Source organism: Paraburkholderia caribensis (assembly GCF_002902945.1).
GTDB lineage: Bacteria > Pseudomonadota > Gammaproteobacteria > Burkholderiales > Burkholderiaceae > Paraburkholderia > Paraburkholderia caribensis.
In genome coordinates, this window is record NZ_CP026103.1 from 399989 (window position 1) to 417822 (window position 17834).

At 64.9% G+C, this 17834-nt stretch carries 16 protein-coding genes; 13 read left to right on the forward strand and 3 right to left on the reverse strand.

The features are described 5' to 3' along the window. Positions 1-3 precede the first annotated feature (3 nt). On the reverse strand, positions 4-885 hold the full coding sequence (locus C2L66_RS31260; protein WP_054931700.1) for a LysR family transcriptional regulator: 882 nt from the start codon (positions 883-885) through the stop codon (positions 4-6). 163 nt (positions 886-1048) lie between these two features. On the opposite strand from C2L66_RS31260, the gene C2L66_RS31265 reads away from it, so the two are divergent. The 6 genes from C2L66_RS31265 to C2L66_RS31290 all read left to right on the forward strand — a co-directional run bounded on the left by C2L66_RS31265 (position 1049) and on the right by C2L66_RS31290 (position 8250). Beyond that, positions 1049-2071 carry an ABC transporter ATP-binding protein gene (locus tag C2L66_RS31265; RefSeq protein ID WP_060610747.1) on the forward strand — a complete coding sequence of 341 codons (1023 nt, stop codon included), beginning with the start codon at positions 1049-1051 and terminating at the stop codon, positions 2069-2071. After that, positions 2068-3171, forward strand: a complete 1104-nt coding sequence (locus tag C2L66_RS31270) for an ABC transporter ATP-binding protein (protein WP_060610141.1) — start codon at positions 2068-2070, stop codon at positions 3169-3171. The genes C2L66_RS31265 and C2L66_RS31270 overlap by 4 nt, the downstream gene beginning before the upstream one ends. Positions 3172-3215: 44 nt before the next feature. Then, positions 3216-4712 carry an ABC transporter substrate-binding protein gene (locus C2L66_RS31275; protein ID WP_054931702.1) on the forward strand — a complete coding sequence of 499 codons (1497 nt, stop codon included), beginning with the start codon at positions 3216-3218 and terminating at the stop codon, positions 4710-4712. Positions 4713-4717: 5 nt separating this feature from the next. After that, complete coding sequence (locus tag C2L66_RS31280; RefSeq protein ID WP_060610144.1) at positions 4718-5662, forward strand: ABC transporter permease; 945 nt, start codon at positions 4718-4720, stop codon at positions 5660-5662. Continuing rightward, the gene (locus C2L66_RS31285) at positions 5662-6540 is read left to right on the forward strand and encodes an ABC transporter permease (protein ID WP_060610149.1); all 879 of its coding nucleotides are present in this window, start codon (positions 5662-5664) and stop codon (positions 6538-6540) included. The genes C2L66_RS31280 and C2L66_RS31285 overlap by 1 nt, the downstream gene beginning before the upstream one ends. Positions 6541-6612: 72 nt before the next feature. Then, on the forward strand, positions 6613-8250 hold the full coding sequence (locus C2L66_RS31290; RefSeq protein WP_060610750.1) for a gamma-glutamyltransferase family protein: 1638 nt from the start codon (positions 6613-6615) through the stop codon (positions 8248-8250). Between the two features lie 69 nt (positions 8251-8319). Here the strand turns inward: C2L66_RS31290 and C2L66_RS31295 are convergent, their stop codons facing one another. Then, a complete protein-coding gene (locus tag C2L66_RS31295; RefSeq protein WP_060610753.1) occupies positions 8320-9240 on the reverse strand; it encodes a response regulator in 921 nt (306 codons plus the stop codon). 215 nt (positions 9241-9455) lie between these two features. Further along, positions 9456-10343, reverse strand: a complete 888-nt coding sequence (locus C2L66_RS31300) for a LysR family transcriptional regulator (RefSeq protein ID WP_060610151.1) — start codon at positions 10341-10343, stop codon at positions 9456-9458. Positions 10344-10443: 100 nt separating this feature from the next. Here C2L66_RS31300 and C2L66_RS31305 point away from each other — a divergent pair, with 100 nt between their 5' ends. The 7 genes from C2L66_RS31305 to C2L66_RS31335 all read left to right on the forward strand — a co-directional run bounded on the left by C2L66_RS31305 (position 10444) and on the right by C2L66_RS31335 (position 17794). Next, complete coding sequence (locus tag C2L66_RS31305; protein WP_060610154.1) at positions 10444-11748, forward strand: CitMHS family transporter; 1305 nt, start codon at positions 10444-10446, stop codon at positions 11746-11748. 24 nt (positions 11749-11772) lie between these two features. After that, positions 11773-13131: an acyclic terpene utilization AtuA family protein gene (locus C2L66_RS31310; RefSeq protein ID WP_060610157.1), complete on the forward strand. Its 1359-nt coding sequence runs from the start codon at positions 11773-11775 to the stop codon at positions 13129-13131. A gap of 1 nt (position 13132) precedes the next feature. Then, positions 13133-13444, forward strand: coding sequence for an AtuA-related protein (locus C2L66_RS31315; RefSeq protein ID WP_035995791.1), 312 nt, complete (start codon positions 13133-13135; stop codon positions 13442-13444). A 241-nt stretch (positions 13445-13685) separates the two neighbouring features. Continuing rightward, the gene (locus C2L66_RS31320) at positions 13686-14702 is read left to right on the forward strand and encodes a VTT domain-containing protein (protein WP_060610756.1); all 1017 of its coding nucleotides are present in this window, start codon (positions 13686-13688) and stop codon (positions 14700-14702) included. A gap of 314 nt (positions 14703-15016) precedes the next feature. Beyond that, positions 15017-15934 carry a sterol desaturase family protein gene (locus tag C2L66_RS31325; RefSeq protein ID WP_035995789.1) on the forward strand — a complete coding sequence of 306 codons (918 nt, stop codon included), beginning with the start codon at positions 15017-15019 and terminating at the stop codon, positions 15932-15934. Between the two features lie 264 nt (positions 15935-16198). Continuing rightward, positions 16199-17227, forward strand: coding sequence for an aldo/keto reductase (locus tag C2L66_RS31330; protein WP_060610160.1), 1029 nt, complete (start codon positions 16199-16201; stop codon positions 17225-17227). A 162-nt stretch (positions 17228-17389) separates the two neighbouring features. Continuing rightward, complete coding sequence (locus C2L66_RS31335; RefSeq protein WP_054931714.1) at positions 17390-17794, forward strand: response regulator; 405 nt, start codon at positions 17390-17392, stop codon at positions 17792-17794. Positions 17795-17834: the final 40 nt, after the last annotated feature.

Sequence of the window (17834 nt, forward strand, 5' to 3'; positions counted from 1 at the left end):
GCGTCACGCTCTGTCGCGCGGCATCGCCTGCAGTGTATCGACGATCTCGCGCATCAACGCCTTGCGGTCGTCCGAGGCCCGCTGCACCATGCCGACCGTGCGCAGCGCCGGCGGGCTGGAAATGGGGATCACGCGCAATAGCGGATCGTTCAGCCAGTTGCCGCGTATCAGCAGCGGCAGCACCGCGACGCCGACCTTCTCGCGCACCAGCGCGACGATCGTTTCGATCGAATTGAGTTCGAGATACTCGTTGACCATCAAGCCTGCTTTTTCCAGCGCCTGTTCGACGACCTGGCCGGTGCGCACGCGCCGGTCGAAACGCAGGAAGCCGTGGCTGCGCAGGATGCGCTGCGGATCGTTGTCGGCGACGTCGCGGCTGACTATCAGCATCATCGGCTCGGTGTAGAGGGTGGTCCACTTCAGCGTGTCGGGCAGTGTTTCGTCGGCGCGTGCCACTACGGCTGCGACGTCCACTTCACCCACCTCCACCATGTTTGCCAGTTCGTCGGAGCGCGCCGACAGCAGACGCACGTCGAGCCGAGGATGCGCTGCCTTCAGCCGCGCCACGGCGAGCGACAGCGCACCGATTACCGACACCACTGCACCGATCGTCACTGGCCCCTCCATCGCGTCAGCCGGCTTGCCCTCGAGTTCGGCCAGCAGATCGAGAATCTGCTCGACCTTTGGCCAGATCGACTGGCCATGCTGCGTGAGGGTAATCTGCCGCCCTCGGCGATCGAACAACTGCCGCCCCAACGCCTCTTCGAGCCCGCGCATCTGCAGACTGACGGCGGCCTGCGTCAGCGCGACCTTATCGGCGGCGGCCGAAAACGAGCCGGTGCGGGCAACGGCCTTGAAGGTCTTCAGCATGCGAAGTGTCGGCATGGGCGGTTCCGGGATCTGTGATGCATGGCCGATCGTACGATCGAATCATGAGAAAAACTTAAGTATCGAAAAGAAAGTTTAATATTTTTTGTGCGAGAGCCGCCAGTATGATCGTTCGATGACGATCTGCAAGAGCGAGCAACACGATGCGGAATACCCAGGCATGACCGGTGCTGAACGCCGGCCGGTTCTCGATGTACGCGGCTTCTCGTTGAAGTTTTCGAACGCGCCCGATGTGCCGAATGTCGTCGATGACCTCTCTTTCCCGGTTCATGCAGGCGAGACGCTGTGCATGGTCGGCGAGTCGGGTTGCGGCAAGAGCGTCACGTCGCTGGCGCTGATGGGATTGCTCGCGAGCCCGCCCGCGCGGCGCGTCGCGGGCACGGCGCATTTCGAAGGCGTGGATCTGTTCGCGTTGTCCGAGCGCGAGCTGGCCGACATTCGCGGCAACCGGATGTCGATGATCTTTCAGGAGCCGATGACCTCGCTCAATCCTGCCTATACGATCGGCGAGCAGATTGGCGAGAGTGTCCGGCGGCATCGCGGCATCGGGCGTGCCGAGGCACGCGAAGAAGCGCTGAAGATGCTGCGGCTCGTTCATATTCCCGCACCCGAAACCCGGCTCGACACGTTCCCGCATCAACTGTCGGGCGGCATGCGCCAACGCGTGATGATCGCCATGGCGCTCGCCAACCGCCCGCGTCTTCTGATCGCCGACGAGCCGACCACGGCACTCGACGTGACCATCCAGGCGCAGGTGCTGTCGCTCGTCCGTACGCTTCAGGCGGAGACGGGCACGGCGATGCTGCTGATCACGCACGACCTCGGCGTGGTGGCCGAAGTCGCGGATCACGTCGCGGTGATGTATGCGGGCAGGATCGTCGAATACGGCACGGTCGCCGATCTGTTCGATGATCCGCAGCATCCGTACACGATCGGCCTGATGGGCGCGATTCCTTCCGTCGGCAAGCGCGAAGGGTCGCTGGCGACGATTCGCGGCTCGGTGCCGTCGCCCGAGCAGATGCCGCGCGGCTGCCGCTTCGCGCCGCGTTGTCCGTTCGCCGAGCAGCGCTGTATCGACGCCGCGCCGCCCGACCGGACGCTTTCCGGCGAGCATCGCGTCGCATGCTGGCTCGCGCCCGTCGAACAGTTCGTCAAGCCGGTGCAGCAGAAGGAGCTGACATGACGAGCCGGAAGCACATCGCCACACCCATTCTCGAAGCGAGCGCGCTGACCAAACGTTTCGGCGGCGAGCGGCAGATGTTCGCGCGCACGCCCACTGTGCATGCCGTCAATGAAGTGTCGTTCGCCGTGCAGACGGGCGAGACGTTTGCGATCGTCGGCGAGTCGGGCTGCGGCAAGTCGACGCTCGGCCGTCTGCTGCTGCGCCTGATCGACGCGACGCAGGGCCGCGTGCTCTATCAGGGCGAAGACATCACGCACTGGCAGGGCGCGAAGCTGCGCCGCTTGCGCCGCGAGATGCAGATCATTTTTCAGGACCCGTTCGCGTCGCTGAATCCGGGCATGACAGTCGGGCAGATCATCGGCGAGCCGGTGGCGTTTCATGGTCTCGCGCGCAATGCCGCCGCGCGCCGCGAGCGCGTTGCGCAACTGCTGAGCAAAGTCGGCCTGCAGCCCGCCTATGCGGAGCGGTATCCGCACGAGTTTTCGGGCGGGCAGCGGCAGCGCATCGGCATCGCACGCGCGCTGGCGGGCGAGCCGAAGCTGATCGTCGGCGACGAGCCGGTCTCGGCGCTCGATGTGTCCGTGCAGGCGCAGGTCATCAATCTGCTCGAATCGCTGAAAGCGCAACTCGGTCTCACGCTCGTCATGGTCGCGCACGATCTCGCCGTGATCCGGCACATGAGCGACCGCGTCGCTGTGATGTATCTGGGCGAAATCGTCGAGCTGGCGCAGGTCGATGAACTGTTCGACGCGCCGCTGCATCCGTACACCCAGGCGCTGTTGCGCGCGATTCCCGCCAGCAGCCCGCACGAGCGGCGCACCAGGCCCGCCTTGCAAGGCGACTTGCCGAGCCCGACCGCGCCGCCCCCGGGCTGCCGTTTTCATACGCGCTGTCCGCATGCGAAGCCGCGCTGTTCGCAGGAGCGTCCGCTTGCCGAAACGCTGCCGGGCGGTCGCCAGGTCGCCTGTCACTTCTGGCGCGACGTGCAGAACGCGGGCGGCGGCGCGCCGCTCGCCGCGAGCGTCAGCACGAAGCTGAACGAGCGCCTTGCGATCTACCGCGAGAAGCAGGCAGCGCTGACAGCGAACGCGAATCCATAGCACAACCTCCGATGGCAACCCGAACTGCAACAAGGACATAACGCATGCGAAGAATGTTGATTGCCGCCGCGCTCGCATTGGGCGCTTCCGCCGCGATGGCCCAGAGCACCATCCGCATTGGCTTGCAGGACGATATCGGCTCGCTCGATCCCGCCCGCAGCGTGCAGTTCGTCGACCGCATCGTGTTCGCGTCGCTGTGCAATTCGCTCGTCGATGTGTCGCCCGACCTGAAGATCGTGCCGATGCTCGCCACGTCATGGACGACGAGTCCAGACGGCAAGAGCCTGACCTTCAAGCTGCGCCAGGGCGTGAAGTTCCAGAACGACGAGCCGTTCAACGCGGCCGCCGTGAAGGCGAATCTCGACCGCTATCGCAGCCTGCCGACCAGCAACCGCAAGAGCGAACTGTCGTCCGTCGATCACGTCGACGTGGTCGACGACAGCACGGTGAAGATCGTATTGAAGCAGCCGGACGCCGCGCTGCTGGCCACGCTGTCCGACCGCGCCGGCATGATGCTCGCGCCGAAGACGCTCGCGGATGCCGCCGGCGTCGGCGCGCACCCTGTGTGCTCGGGTCCGTACAAATTCGTGCAGCGCGTGCAGAACGATCGCGTCGTGCTGGAGAAGTTCGCGGGCTATTGGGACGCGGACAAGTACCCGATCCAGCGCGTGGTGTTCCAGCCGATTCCCGACAGCACCGTGCGTCTCGCGAACCTGCGCTCCGGCTCGCTCGACATGCTCGAACGTCTGGCGCCTTCCGACGTCGCGTCGGTGAAGAGCGACGCGAACATGCAGTTCAAGCCGGTGACGGGCCTCGGCTTCTACTACGTGACCTTCAACATCAACAACGGGCCGCGCGGCAACAATCCGCTGAAGGACAAGCGCGTGCGCCAGGCGTTCGAACTCTCTATCGATCGCGACGCCATCGACCAGGTGATCGGCGCGGGCATTTTCTCGCCAGCCAACCAGGGCATTCCGAAGTCGAGCCCGTACTACAACACGTCGCTGCCGACCACGAAGCGCGACGTCGCCAAGGCGAAGGCATTGCTGAAAGCAGCAGGGCAGGAGCATCCGACCGTCGAGTTCGCGTATCCGAACAACACGGTCGCGAGCCAGATCACGCAGATGCTGCAAGCCATGCTGAGCGAGTCGGGCATTACGCTGAAGCTGCGTCCGAGCGACTACGCAACGGAACTGAACGCCGGGCATAGCGGCGATTTCGAGGCGATGTACACGGGCTGGTCTGGCCGCGTCGACCCGGACGGCAACCTGCATCAGTTCAACACCTGCGCGGGCAACCTGAACTACGCGCACTACTGCAACCAGCAGGTCGACTCGCTGCTGGACGCCGCGCGCACGCGGCTCACCCCGGCCGAGCGCAAGACGGACTACGACGCCGCCGGCAAGATCCTCGCCGACGACGACCCCATCGTCTATCTGTACGCGCAACCGTGGCCGTTCGTGCTGTCGAAGAAAGTGCAGGGCTTCACGCCTTCCGCCGACGGTCTGGTGCGTCTGCGCGGCGTGTCGGTCAAGGGCTGAGCGTCATGCTGCGGATCATCGCGAATCGCATGCTGGTGGCCGTGCCGACGCTGATTCTGGTGTCGGTGCTGATCTTCGGCCTGCAAAAGCTGCTGCCGGGCGACCCGGTGCTGGCGATGGCGGGCGAAGATCAGGACGCGCAGGTCATCGCGACGCTGCGCGTCAAGTATCACCTCGATCAGCCCGTGCCGACGCAGTACGCGCTGTGGGTGCGCGACGTCGCGCACGGCGATCTGGGCGCCTCGCTGCGCACGGACGTGCCCGTGCGCTCGCTGATCGCGCAGAAGCTGCCCGTCACGCTCCAGCTCGCGGTGATGGCGATGATCCTCGCGATCGGCATCGGCATACCGGCCGGCGTGATTTCGGCGGCGAGCCGCGGCGGGCCGCTCGATTACGCGGCGAACATCTTCGCGCTGTCGGGCATGTCGATACCGAACTTCTGGCTCGGCATCATGCTGATCTTCATCGTCTCGGTGCGCTGGCATCTGCTGCCGTCGTCGGGTTATGTGTCGCCGGGCGAGGACTTCTGGCTCAGCATCAAGACCATGCTGATGCCCGCGTTCGTGCTGGGTGCGGCGCTCGGCGCGCAACTGATGCGCCACACGCGCAGCGCGATGCTCGGCGTGCTGCGCACCGACTACATCCGCACCGCGCGCGCGAAGGGCCTGTTGCGCGGCGCCGTGGTCGTCAAGCACGCATTTCGCAACGCGCTGATTCCCATCGTCACCGTGCTCGCCTTGCTGTTCGGCGAACTGCTCGCGGGCGCGGTGCTGACCGAGCAGGTGTTCACCATTCCCGGCTTCGGCAAACTGGTCGTCGACGCCGTGTTCAATCGCGACTACCCCGTCGTGCAAGGCGTCGTGCTGGTCACGGCGCTGGCGTTCATCGTCGTGAATCTGTGCGCCGACGTGCTGTATATCCTGCTCAATCCCCGACTGAGGCGCAGTTGATGGCTACTTCAATCGATGCCCGTTCCGCAGCGGCCACGCTGCCGCGCCGCAAGCGCCGCGGTGTGGTGCGCTTCATGCGCAACCGGGCGGCCGTGTTCGGCGCGGTGCTGGTCGCGCTGATTGTCGTGATGGCCGTGTTCGCGCCGTGGCTCACGCAGTACGACCCGGTGCAGGCGAGCTTCATGACCGTGCGCCAGGCGCCGTCGGCGGCGCACTGGTTCGGCACCGACGAACTCGGCCGCGACGTGTTGAGCCGACTGCTGTACGGCGCGCGCGCGTCGCTGCTGGCGGGCGTCGTGTCGGTCGGCATCGCGGTCGTGCTGGGCGTGCCGCTCGGGCTGCTTGCGGGGTACTTCGGCAAGCTCGTCGACGGCGTGATCTCGCGCATTGCCGACGCGTTGCTGTCCATTCCGTTCCTGATTCTCGCGATTGCGTTGAGCGCGTTTCTCGGCCCGAGCCTGACGAACGCGATGGCCGCGATCGGTATTTCGGCGATGCCGCGCTTCATCCGCCTCACGCGCGGCCAGGCGATCAGCGTGAAGGCCGAAGAGTACGTGGAAGGCGCGCGCGCGATCGGTCTCGATCACCCGCGCATCATTCTGCGTTACATTTTGCCGAACGTGCTGCCGCCCATCATCGTGCAGGCGAGCCTCACGGTGGCGAGCGCGATCATCGCTGAAGCGAGCCTGTCGTTTCTCGGGCTCGGGCAATTGCCGCCCTCGCCATCGTGGGGATCGATGCTCAACACCGCGAAGGACTTCGTGAGCCAGGCGCCGTGGATGTCGATCTTCCCCGGCATCGCGATCTTCCTGGCCGTGCTCGGCTTCAACCTGCTCGGCGACGGTCTGCGCGACGCGCTCGATCCGCGCGAGTCCTGATTCTTTATGCTGCAGCGTTATACAAACAAGACGCCGCCGCCGCCGAACCAGCAAAACCCTAAGAGTGACATCATGACAAGCTTCAACTGGCAGAACCCGTATCCCACGCTGCGCATGCCCGTGTTCGCGCGCAACATCGTCTCGACCTCGCAGCCGCTTGCCGCGCAGGCCGGCTTGCGCATGCTATGGAAAGGCGGCAATGCCGTCGATGCCGCGATCGCGGCGGCTGCGGCGATCACCGTCGTCGAACCGGTGTCGAACGGGCTGGGCAGCGATGCATTCGCGCTCGTGTGGGACGGCAAGAAGCTGCATGGGCTGAACGCGTCGGGCGTCGCGCCCGCAGCGTGGAATGTCGATTACTTCAAGCGCAAATACGGCGAAAACAACGGTATCGCCACGCAGCCCGTGCGCGGCTGGGACACGGTGACGGTGCCGGGCGCGGTCGCCGGCTGGGAAGCGCTCCACAAGAAGTTCGGCTCGCTGCCGTTCGCGGACCTGATGGAGCCCGCCATCGAAATCGCCGAACGCGGGCATGCGGTGGCGAGCATCGTCGCGCGCAAGTGGGCGGCCGCCGTGCCCGAACTGAAGAACCAGCCCGGTTTCGCCGATGCCTTCATGCCGCATGGCCGCGCGCCCGAGGTCAGCGAACTGATCCGGATGCCGGGCCATGCGAAGAGCTTGCGCCTGCTCGCCGAAAAAGGCCCGCGTGCTTATTACGAAGGCGAGATCGCCGAGCGTATCGCGGCGTTTGCGCGCGACGCCGGCGGCGCGATGACATTCGACGACCTGCGCAACTATCGGCCCGAGTGGGTCGAGCCGATCGGCAAGGATTATCGCGGCTACACCGTGCACGAGATTCCGCCGAACGGGCAGGGCATCGCCGCGCTGATCGCGCTGGGCATACTCGAACAGTTCGACGTGGCGTCGCTGACGCTCGACGGAATCGAATCGCAGCACTTGCAGATCGAAGCGATGAAGCTGGCCTTCGCGGACGTCTACCGCTATGTGGCCGATCCGCGTTCGATGGAAGTGACACCCGAGCAGATGCTCGACGACGCGTACCTGAAATCGCGCGCCAGGCTGATCGACCCGAAGCGCGCGACGCAGTTCGACTTCGGCATGCCGAAGACGGGCGGCACGATCTACATGTCGGCGGCGGACGAGCGCGGCATGATGGTCAGCTTCATCCAGTCGAACTACATGGGTTTCGGTTCGGGCTGCGTCGTGCCCGGCATGGGCATTTCGCTGCAAAACCGCGGTTGCGGCTTTTCGATGGACCCGAAGTCGCCGAATGTGGTCGAAGGCGGCAAGCGGCCGTTCCACACCATCATCCCGGCGTTCCTCACGCAGCAGGTGAACGGCCAGCAGGAAGCGGTGATGAGCTTCGGCGTGATGGGCGGCGACATGCAGCCGCAAGGCCATTTGCAAACTGTGGTGCGGATGCTCGACTACGGCCAGCAGCCTCAGGCCGCCTGCGACGCGCCGCGCTGGAAGGTCAACCGCGACTTCTCGGTCGACCTCGAGCACACGCTCGATCCTCGCACGGCGCGCGAACTGGAAGGCCTCGGCCACACGATCAAGTCGATCGACGATCCGTATATGGATTTCGGCTCCGGCCAGTTCATCTGGAAGCTCGACCGCAACGAGCCGGATCGCGGCTATGTCGCCGCGAGCGACAGCCGTCGCGATGGTCTCGCAGCGGGGTTCTGAGGGAGCGTTCGCGGCGCGGCAAGAAGCGCGTCAGGCGTCGCAAGCGCACCAGCGCTTGCGACGCCTTGTTCAATCGGGCACCGTCCCTTCGCCGTCCTTGCCTTCGACGCGCCGTGCGGCCTTCTCCACCGCGAGCCAGTACTCGCGCATCGCGCCGATCCGTCTCTGGTCGGCATGCACCGACGCCATCGCATGCTTCACGCGCGCCTTGAGCACGGTGGGTTGTGCGTGATTCAGCACGCTGTCGGCGAGGCCGTTCAGCAGCGCGTGTTCATAGTCGGCGTTGTCACTGGCCGTGCCGTCCGTCATCAACAGCACGGGCACGCCTTCGAGACGCGGCTCTTTCTTCAAAGCCGCGCATAGCTGCACGCCGTTCGTGTCCGGCAACGCGGCGTCCACCAGGATCACGGTCGGCAGGCTGTGCAGCGCAAGTTCGAGACCTTGCGCGCCCGTCGTCGCCGACGTGCAGCGGCCCAGATCGTGCAGCAGGTCCTGCAGACGGCTCAACCGTCCCGTATCGCTATCGACCACCAGAATGTTGTCCGGCAACGCGCCGAGTGTGGGTGGCAGGAACAGGCCGGCGCGAAAGCTTTCCGACTGGTTCAGGATCTTGAGCCGTCTGCGCAGTTGCGTCTCGACGCGCGCACGCAATTGGGTTGCGTTCAGCGGCTTCGTCACGTAATCGGCTGCGCCGAGCCGGAACGCGTCGATTTCGAGCGCGGGCGCGTCGTGGCTCGTGACGAAGATCACCGGGATTTTCGCGAGCTCGCTGTCGGCCTTCAGGATTTCGCAGAAGTCGAAGCCCGTCATGCCGGGCATGCTCGCGTCGAGCAGAATCAGGTCGGGCGTGGATTGCCGCGCAAGCAACAAGCCCATTTCGCCCGACAGCGCAAAACGCCGTTCGCCGTAATCGGAAAGCATATCGCTCATGATGCGCACCGTCGCGACGTCGTCGTCGACGATCAGGAGCTTGAACTTGTACGCTGACATGTGATGCGTCACGCCTCGGAATGGTGTGCCAGGCGCGGCGTTCGTCGACGCCGCTTGCGATGCAGTATGACCGCTTGCCGAACTCAAGATTAGGCGGAGATGCATAAAACGGGCAATAGCGATTTCCCGGTAAGGTTGCGATGACATAGTGCGTCCAATCGACTCACGACCTCACGTGACACGCGCATGTCGAAGTGTTCGGAATTTTCCGCCTATCACTTCATGCGTTTGGCGATCAGTGTCACGAAGTCTTCGGCGACACGCGGCAAGGTGCGGCCACGCTTCTTGATCAACGCGATGGGCCGCACGAAAGCAGGATCGTCGATGGGTTTTGCGATCAGGTCCCGTTCGGCCAGCACCTCGCGGGCCGTCGCGGGCAGGATCGTCACGCCGAGCCCGCCGCGCACCATCGCGACGGCCGTCATCATGTAGGTCGGCTCGCAGGCGATCTCCGGCGCGCAGCCGGCCTGTTCGAGCGCCGCATCGACGACGCTGCGAACGCTCGTGCCTTGCGCCGTCAGCACGAGCGGCGACGCGGCGACATCGCTGACCGACACGCGACGCTTGCGGGCCAGCGCGTGGTCTTTCGGGCACACCACCACGAGCCGGTCGGCGCCTTCGACCAGCACTTCGAGCGCCGCGTCGAAGGTATCGCCGCCCGTCAGCCCGATATCGGCCTCCTCATTGCGCACGAGCGCGTTCACCGTGCTCGCGACGACGTCGCGAATCTGGAACTGCGCCTGCGGCACGCGCTTTCTGAACGCCTGGATCAGATCGGGCAGCGCGCTCGCCGCGAACGTCGGCAGACACGCGAGGCGCACGGTACCGCTCGATCCGTCGCCGAGCGCGCGGGCATCGCGCAGCACGCGCTCCATGTCGTCGAGCGAGCGCTGCAGGAGCGGCAGCAGTTCGCGGCCCGTCTGCGTGAGCGCGACGGTGCGGCTATTGCGGTCGAACAGACGCGCGCCGACGGTCTCTTCGAGCCGCCGGATCTGCACGGTGAGCGCCGGCTGCGACAGGTGCAGCCGCGCGGCGGCGCGCGTGAAATTGCCCGCGTTAGCGACCGTGACGAACGCGCGGATGTCGCGGAGATTCAGATCCATAACAGTTTGTGATTGCTGCGATCAAATCATTTCAATTGTGTTATTGCTGCGCCGAACTTACGCTCGAAGCCATTAAAAGACAAGACTTGGAGACACGCACATGCTGCCTTTACTGGGGCTCGTCACTATCGCCGTATTGCTCGGCGCCATTCTCTCGAAGCGCATGTCGCCGCTGGTCGCGCTGATCGTCGTGCCGATTGCGGCGTCGCTGATTGGCGGCTTCGGGCTGCAGACCAGCAAGTTCGTCGTCGACGGGTTGAAGAGCCTGGCGCCCGTGGTCGGCATGTTCGTGTTCGCGATCCTGTACTTCGGCACGATCACCGACGCGGGCACGCTCGATCCCATCATCGACCGGATTCTGCGGGCGGTCGGCACGCGCCCGACGCGCATCGTGATGGGCACGACGCTGCTGGCGCTGCTGATCCATCTGGACGGCTCGGGCGCCGTCTGCTTTCTGGTCACGATCCCGGCGATGCTGCCGCTCTACGAGCGCCTGCAAATGGATAAACGCGTGCTGGCGGCGGCCGTGTCGCTGGCGGCGGGCATCAACTTCCTGCCGTGGACGGGGCCGATGATCCGCGCGTCCGCGTCGCTGCATCTGCCCGTCTCGGCGCTGTTCAATCCGTTGATCCCCGTGCAGGCAATCGGCCTCGTGTTCGTCTTCGGCACGGCGTACTGGCTGGGGCGGCGCGAAGAGAAACGGCTCGGCGTGTCGGGCGCGGCCGGCGCGATTCCGATGCCGCAACGCAAGCTCACACCCGAGGAACAGGCGCTGCGCCGCCCGCAGAACTTCTGGTTCAACATCGTGTTGACGGTGATCGTGCTCGGCACGATGGTCGTGATGGGCGAGAAGATCCCGCCCGCGATCATGTTCATGGTCGGCCTGTGCATCGCGCTGATGGTCAACTATCCGAACGTCGACATGCAGCGCAAGCGCATCGACGCCCACGCCCGCGCCGCGCTGATGATGGCGGGCATTCTGCTCGCGGCCGGCGTGTTCACGGGGATCATGCAGGGCAGCGGCATGCTGAAGGCGATGGCGCAGTCGGCCGTCGGCTTCGTGCCGCCCGGCATGGCGGGTCACATTCCCGTCGTGCTCGGCCTGTTTTCGATGCCGCTCAGCATGCTGTTCGATCCCGATTCATTCTATTTCGGCGTGCTGCCCGTGATTGCCGAAGTGGCGGGGCAGCTCGGCGTGCCGTCCGTGCAGGTCGGCCAGGCGGCGCTGCTCGGCCAGATGACGACGGGCTTTCCCGTCAGCCCGTTGACGCCCGCGACGTTTCTCGTGGTCGGCCTGTGCGGGATCGAACTCGCCGAGCATCAGAAATTCACGTTCCCGCTGCTGTTCGGCGCGTCGATCGTGATGACGCTTGCGTGCGTCGTGCTGGGTATTTTTTCGTTGTGAGTGTTAGCGGAGGGTGGTGCGGCAATGACAGCAAATCAGCGCGAACGACGTGTCAGGCTCGGAGCGGGCGCAGGGTATTCGGGCGACCGTATCGAGCCCGCCGTCGAACTGGCGGAGCACGGCCAGCTCGACTTTCTCGTGTTCGAGTGCCTGGCTGAGCGGACCATCGCGATCGCGCAGCAGGCGAAACGCAAAGATCCGCAACTCGGCTACGATCCGCTGCTCGAAGCGCGCATGCGCGCCGTGCTGCCCGTTGCCGCCCGCAACGGCGTGCGGATCATTTCGAACATGGGCGCGGCCAATCCGCACGCGGCCGCGCGCAAGACGGCGCAGATCGCGCAGTCGCTCGGTCTGGGCGGCCTGAAGATCGCGGCCGTGAGCGGCGACGACGTGCTCGACGTCGTGCTGCAAGGCCAGTTCCGTTTCGAGGAATCGGGCGACGACGTCGCGGCGTATCGCGAGCGCGTCGTATCGGCGAATGCGTATCTGGGCGCGGCGCCTATCGTCGCCGCGCTCGACGCGGGCGCCGATATCGTGCTGACCGGGCGCGTCGCCGATCCGTCCTTGTTCACCGCGCCGCTGATCCACGCGTTCGGCTGGCGCATGGACGACTGGGCGACGCTCGGCCAGGCGACCGTCGTCGGGCATCTGCTCGAATGCGCGGGGCAGATCACGGGCGGCTATTTTGCCGATCCGGGCTACAAGGACGTGCCGATGCTCGCGCGGCTCGGTTTCCCGATCGGCGAAGTCACGGCGGACGGGGCGGTCACGATCACGAAAGTGCCGCACGCAGGCGGCCGCGTCAGCGCGGCGACCTGCAAGGAACAACTGATCTACGAGATTCACGACCCCGCCCGCTATCTGCAACCGGACGTGACCGCTGATTTCACGCAAGTCGAAGTTGCGCAAGAGGCGGTGGACCGGGTGCGCGTGACGGGCGGCAAGGGCACGGCGCGCACGGAGACGCTGAAGGTGTCGGTGGCTTACGCGGACGGCTACATCGGCGAAGGGCAGATTTCGTACGGCGGGCCGGGCGCCGTCGCGCGTGCCCGGCTCGCGCTCGACATCGTGCGCGAACGGCTGGCGCTGACGGGCGTGGCCGCGAGCGAACTGCGCTTCGATCTGATCGGCATCGATTCGCTTTACGGCGAGACGGCCGCCGCCGAACGCAGCGAGCCGTACGAAGTGCGCGTGCGGGTCGCCGGACGCACGGCGACGGCGGAAGAAGCGCTGCGCATCGGCAACGAAGTCGAAACGCTTTATACGAACGGACCGGCGGGCGGCGGCGGCGTCGCGAAATCGACACGCGAGGTGCTCGCAGTGCAATCCGTGCTGTTGCCGCGCGGCGACGTGCATCCCGCATTTGCTTTCGTGGAGGCCTGACATGCAATTACGCGAACTCGCGCACTCGCGCACGGGCGACAAGGGCAATACGCTGAACGTGTCGGTGATCTGTCACGACCCGCGTCACTACGAGCATTTGCGCGCGCATCTGAGCGCGGCGCATGTGAAGGCGTGGCTCGCCGGTTTCGTGCATGGCGAGGTGACGCGCCACGAACTGCCGCGCCTCGCGGCGTTCAATTTCGTGCTGCGCGATGCGCTCGGCGGCGGCGTCACGCGTTCGCTTGCGCTCGATGCGCACGGCAAGTCGGTCAGCTCCGTGTTGCTCGGCATGACGGTGCCCGACCCGGACTGACACGGGGCGGGAAAATCGGCTTTCACCGAACTGACCGTGAAATCCGCTACTTTTCGCATGGAAGGACAGGCGGCGCGTTGTACGGCAGGAACACGTCCTCGCGCAATCCCGTCTAGAATCGCCGGGCGTCGCTGGCCGGCCGGGTGCGTTTCCGGCTTCGGCATGGCGGCGCGCCATACCGTTTCGACGGGCGCCGTTCAGCGCGAACGCAGCCCGCTCCATGCTTGAAAGGACCGCTGTCGTGTGGCATTTCCCCACCGCTATCCCCGCTTCGCTTGGCCCGTGGGCCGTGTTTCTCAGCGTGCTGGTCACGCAACTGGGCGTGCCCGTGCCGGCCGCGCCGATGCTGATGCTCGCCGGGACGATGGCGGCGATGGGGCAGGTGTCGTACGCGGCCGTGTTCTGCGCGGCCGTCGGTGCGACGCTGCTCGCCGATTCGCTGTGGTTCTTCGTCGGGCGCGTGCGCGGCCGGCGGCTGCTGAACGGTCTCGTGCGCTTTTCGCTGTCGCTCGATACGACGCTGCGCACGGCGCGCGGCGTCTTCGAGCGCCACGGCGCGCCGATTCTCACGCTCGCCAAGTTTTTGCCCGGCGTCGGCCTGATTTCCGCGCCGCTGCTGGGCACGACGGCGATCTCGCCCAGCGTGTTCCTGCTTTGGGATGCCGTCGGCGCGTCGCTGTGGACGGGCGCGTATATGATCGGCGGCGCTGCGCTGCATGACCAGATCGTGCAGGCGATGCTGCTGGTGCGGCACAACGGCGGCACGATTTTCGACGCGTTCGCGGCCATCTGTGTGACGGTGCTGCTGTACCGCTGGGTGCGGCGCGTGCAATTCCGGCGCTTGCTCGCGAAGCGGCGTATCAGCCCCGACCAGCTCGACACGATGATGCGTTCGGACGCACCGCCGCTGATCTTCGATGCGAGACCGCGCAGCGTGCGCGACAAAGAGGCTTACCGGATCGCGGGCGCCTATCCGCTCGATCTCGATTCGCCGGACAAGCTGGACGCCGTGTTGCTCGCGCATCCCATCGTCGTGTATTGCGTCTGTCCGAGCGAGGCGACGGCGCGGCGCATCATCGCGCAGTTGCATCGCAAGGGCATTCGGCACGCGCACGCGTTGAAGGGCGGTCTGGATGCGTGGGAGAAGCGCGGCTATCCCGTCGAGCCGCTGCCCGCCGATTTCTACACGTCGCTGGAACGGCTCGCGGTCGCCGTGCCGGAAGGCGAATACACGGTTCGCGCGACAATGGCGGGCTGAGGCTTGGGCGAGCCGCTGTCGTTGCCGGTTCCGTTTGCCGTTGCCGTCGCAGCGGTTTGCGCATAAACGGCACGACCGTTCACAACCCCCCGGCCGCTGCAATTTTTCCCCTTCCACGGCCATTTTCCGGGACTCGCGAAAACGCCCGAAAGGCCTGTCCCGCAAGGCGCCGGGCGCCGTGACATAGGGTGAAATAACTTCCGCATAGCCTGTAACGGCGGCCATCACTACAGTGCGCATATCGGATGCGATGCACTGACTGATCCAACACCACCGCAGACGATACCTCCCGCCACAACCGTTATGGCATCGTCATGGAACACTTCGGAAAACTCCCTCTTTATGTCTCGGCCGTCATCGTCTTCGTGTCGTTGATCGAGGCCGTCGTTCTCAGCAGAAAGAACCGCAGCACCGCGACGCCGTTCGCGTGGTACGAAGTCTGGATTTCTCTGTTTGACCTGGTTGGCCGCAAGCTGCTCGCGCTGTTGCCGCTGTCGCTCGCGACGCCGGTTTTCGCGCTCGCGTGGGACCATCGTCTCTTCACGGTGTCGATCAATAGCGCGCTGATGGTGTTCGCGCTCTTCATCGGTCAGGAGTTCTGCTACTACTGGTATCACCGCGCGTCGCACCGTATGCGCTTCTTCTGGGCCACGCATGCCGTGCATCACTCGCCGAACCAGCTGACGCTGTCCACTGCCTATCGGCTCGGCGTGACAGGCAAGCTGACGGGCTCGGCGATCTTCTTCACGCCGCTCGTGTTCCTCGGCGTGCGCCCTGAAGTCGTGCTGCTGACGCTCTATATGAACCTGATGTACCAGTTCTGGCTGCATACGACGTGGGTGCCGAAGCTCGGCTGGCTCGAATATGTGTTCAATACGCCGTCCGCGCACCGTGTGCATCATGCATCGAATGTCGAGTACCTCGATGCGAACTACGGCGGCGTGCTGATCATCTTCGACCGTCTGTTCGGCACCTATGTCGAAGAACGCGCCGACGAACCCTGCCGCTACGGTCTCGTCACGCCGACCACGTCGCGTAACCCGTTCGTCGTCGAGTTCGAGCACTGGGCCACGCTGATCCGCGACGTCGTGACGGCGAAAAGCGTGTGGATCGCGATCAACCACGTGATCCAGCCGCCGGGCTGGCTGCCCGATGGCGGCGGCGAAACGACGGAAGAACTGCGCCGCAAGAGCAAGCCGGTGCGTGGCGAGGTCGAGACCGTCAACGGTTGAGGCAGGTTGGAATAGCGGGGGCGCGCAGTGCGATGCGCGCCCCGTTTGTTTTGCCATGCGGATCAGGCGCTGCGCTTGCTGATCTCTCTCGCATACGGCTATTCATTCTGGATACCCGCATGCGTCGTCTTTCAATTGAATGACGTCGGCCGACGCGCCTGCACGCCATGGGCCAATGGAGTAGTCTATCAACCTCATCATTGCGCCCGCATCGAAGCTTGCGAGCGATCCGCATCGTTCAACCGATTCATCAACGAGGCCAACATGGAATATCGTCACCTGGGCGCGTCGGGATTCAAGGTGCCCGTGCTCAGCTTCGGCACGGGCACTTTTGGCGGCAAAGGCGAATTCTTTCAGGCGTGGGGCGCGACGGATGTCGCCGAAGCACGCAAGCTCATCGACGTCTGTCTCGACGCCGGCGTGACGATGTTCGACACCGCCGACATCTATTCGAACGGCGCGTCGGAGGCGATTCTCGGCGAGGCCCTGAAAGGGCGTCGCGACAAGACCATCATCTCGACGAAGGCCACGTTTCGCTTCGATGAAAACGATCCGAATGCCGTGGGCTCGTCGCGTTTCCATTTGATCCAGGCGGTCGATGCGGCGCTCAAGCGTCTGCAAACCGACTATATCGATCTGTTCCAGTTGCATGGCTTCGACGCGAAGACGCCCGTGGAAGAAACGCTCTCCACGTTGAACGATCTCGTGCGCGCAGGCAAGATCCGCTACACGGGCATGTCGAACTTCTCGGGCTGGCATCTGCAAAAGTCGCTCGATGTCGCGGACCGCTATGGCTATCCGCGATACGTGGCGAACCAGACTTATTACTCGCTGATCGGACGCGACTACGAATGGGAACTGATGCCGCTCGGCATCGACCAGGGCGTGGGTGCCGTCGTATGGAGTCCGCTGGGCTGGGGCCGTCTGACGGGCAAGATCCGTCGAGGCCAGCCGCTGCCGGAACAGAGCCGCTTGCACAAGACAGCCGACATGGGCCCGCCCGTGCCTGACGAGTATCTGTATCGCGTGGTGGATGCACTGGACGCGATCGCCGAAGAAACGGGCAAGACGATTCCGCAGATCGCGTTGAACTGGCTGCTGCAACGGCCCACGGTTTCGACGGTGCTGATCGGCGCACGCAACGAGGAGCAATTGCGGCAAAACCTCGGCGCGGTGGGCTGGAATCTCACGCAAGCGCAGGTCGCGAAGCTCGATGAAGCGAGCAAGGTCAGGCCGGCGTACCCGTACTGGCATCAGGAAGGTTTCGCGGAACGCAACCCGTTCCCGGTGTGAGTCGAGTTTGAGTAGCATCGCAGGGCCGGCGCATCATCGGGTTCGAGACGGAACGCGGCGCTGGCTTTTGGTTTGCTTCGACAGCAATGTATCCAGGCGCGCTCGAACGTCCCGAAGCGGACGCGAGCGCAGTGCATCGAATGGTCATGAGCGAGGCCAGATATGCCGACAGTGCTGCTTGTAGACGACGACGTTGAAACGCTGGACGCATGGCAATACGTGTGCGAAGCGCATGGCTATGCGACCTGTGTCGCCGAAGATGGGCGCGCCGCGCTGGACATGCTGCGCGAGCGCGATGTGGATATCGTCGTCGCGGACTGGCGGATGCCGGTAATGTCGGGCAGCGTGCTGTGCCATCACGTGCGCAACGAGCGGAACCTGGCGGAGATCGTGTTCATTCTGGTGTCGGGCGAGCCGAGCCCGCCCGCGTTCGTCTATTACGACGGCTTTTTGCGCAAGCCGCTCGACCCGACGGATCTGCTGTCGGCAATGGACCGGCTGTTGCTCGAACGCGCCGCCGACGGTCGTCGCAAGCGAAACGTTTCCACCGCGCCGAAGAACGGCTAGCCAGTCCATGCCAATCACGTGCAATGCGTGGTTAGCTTGC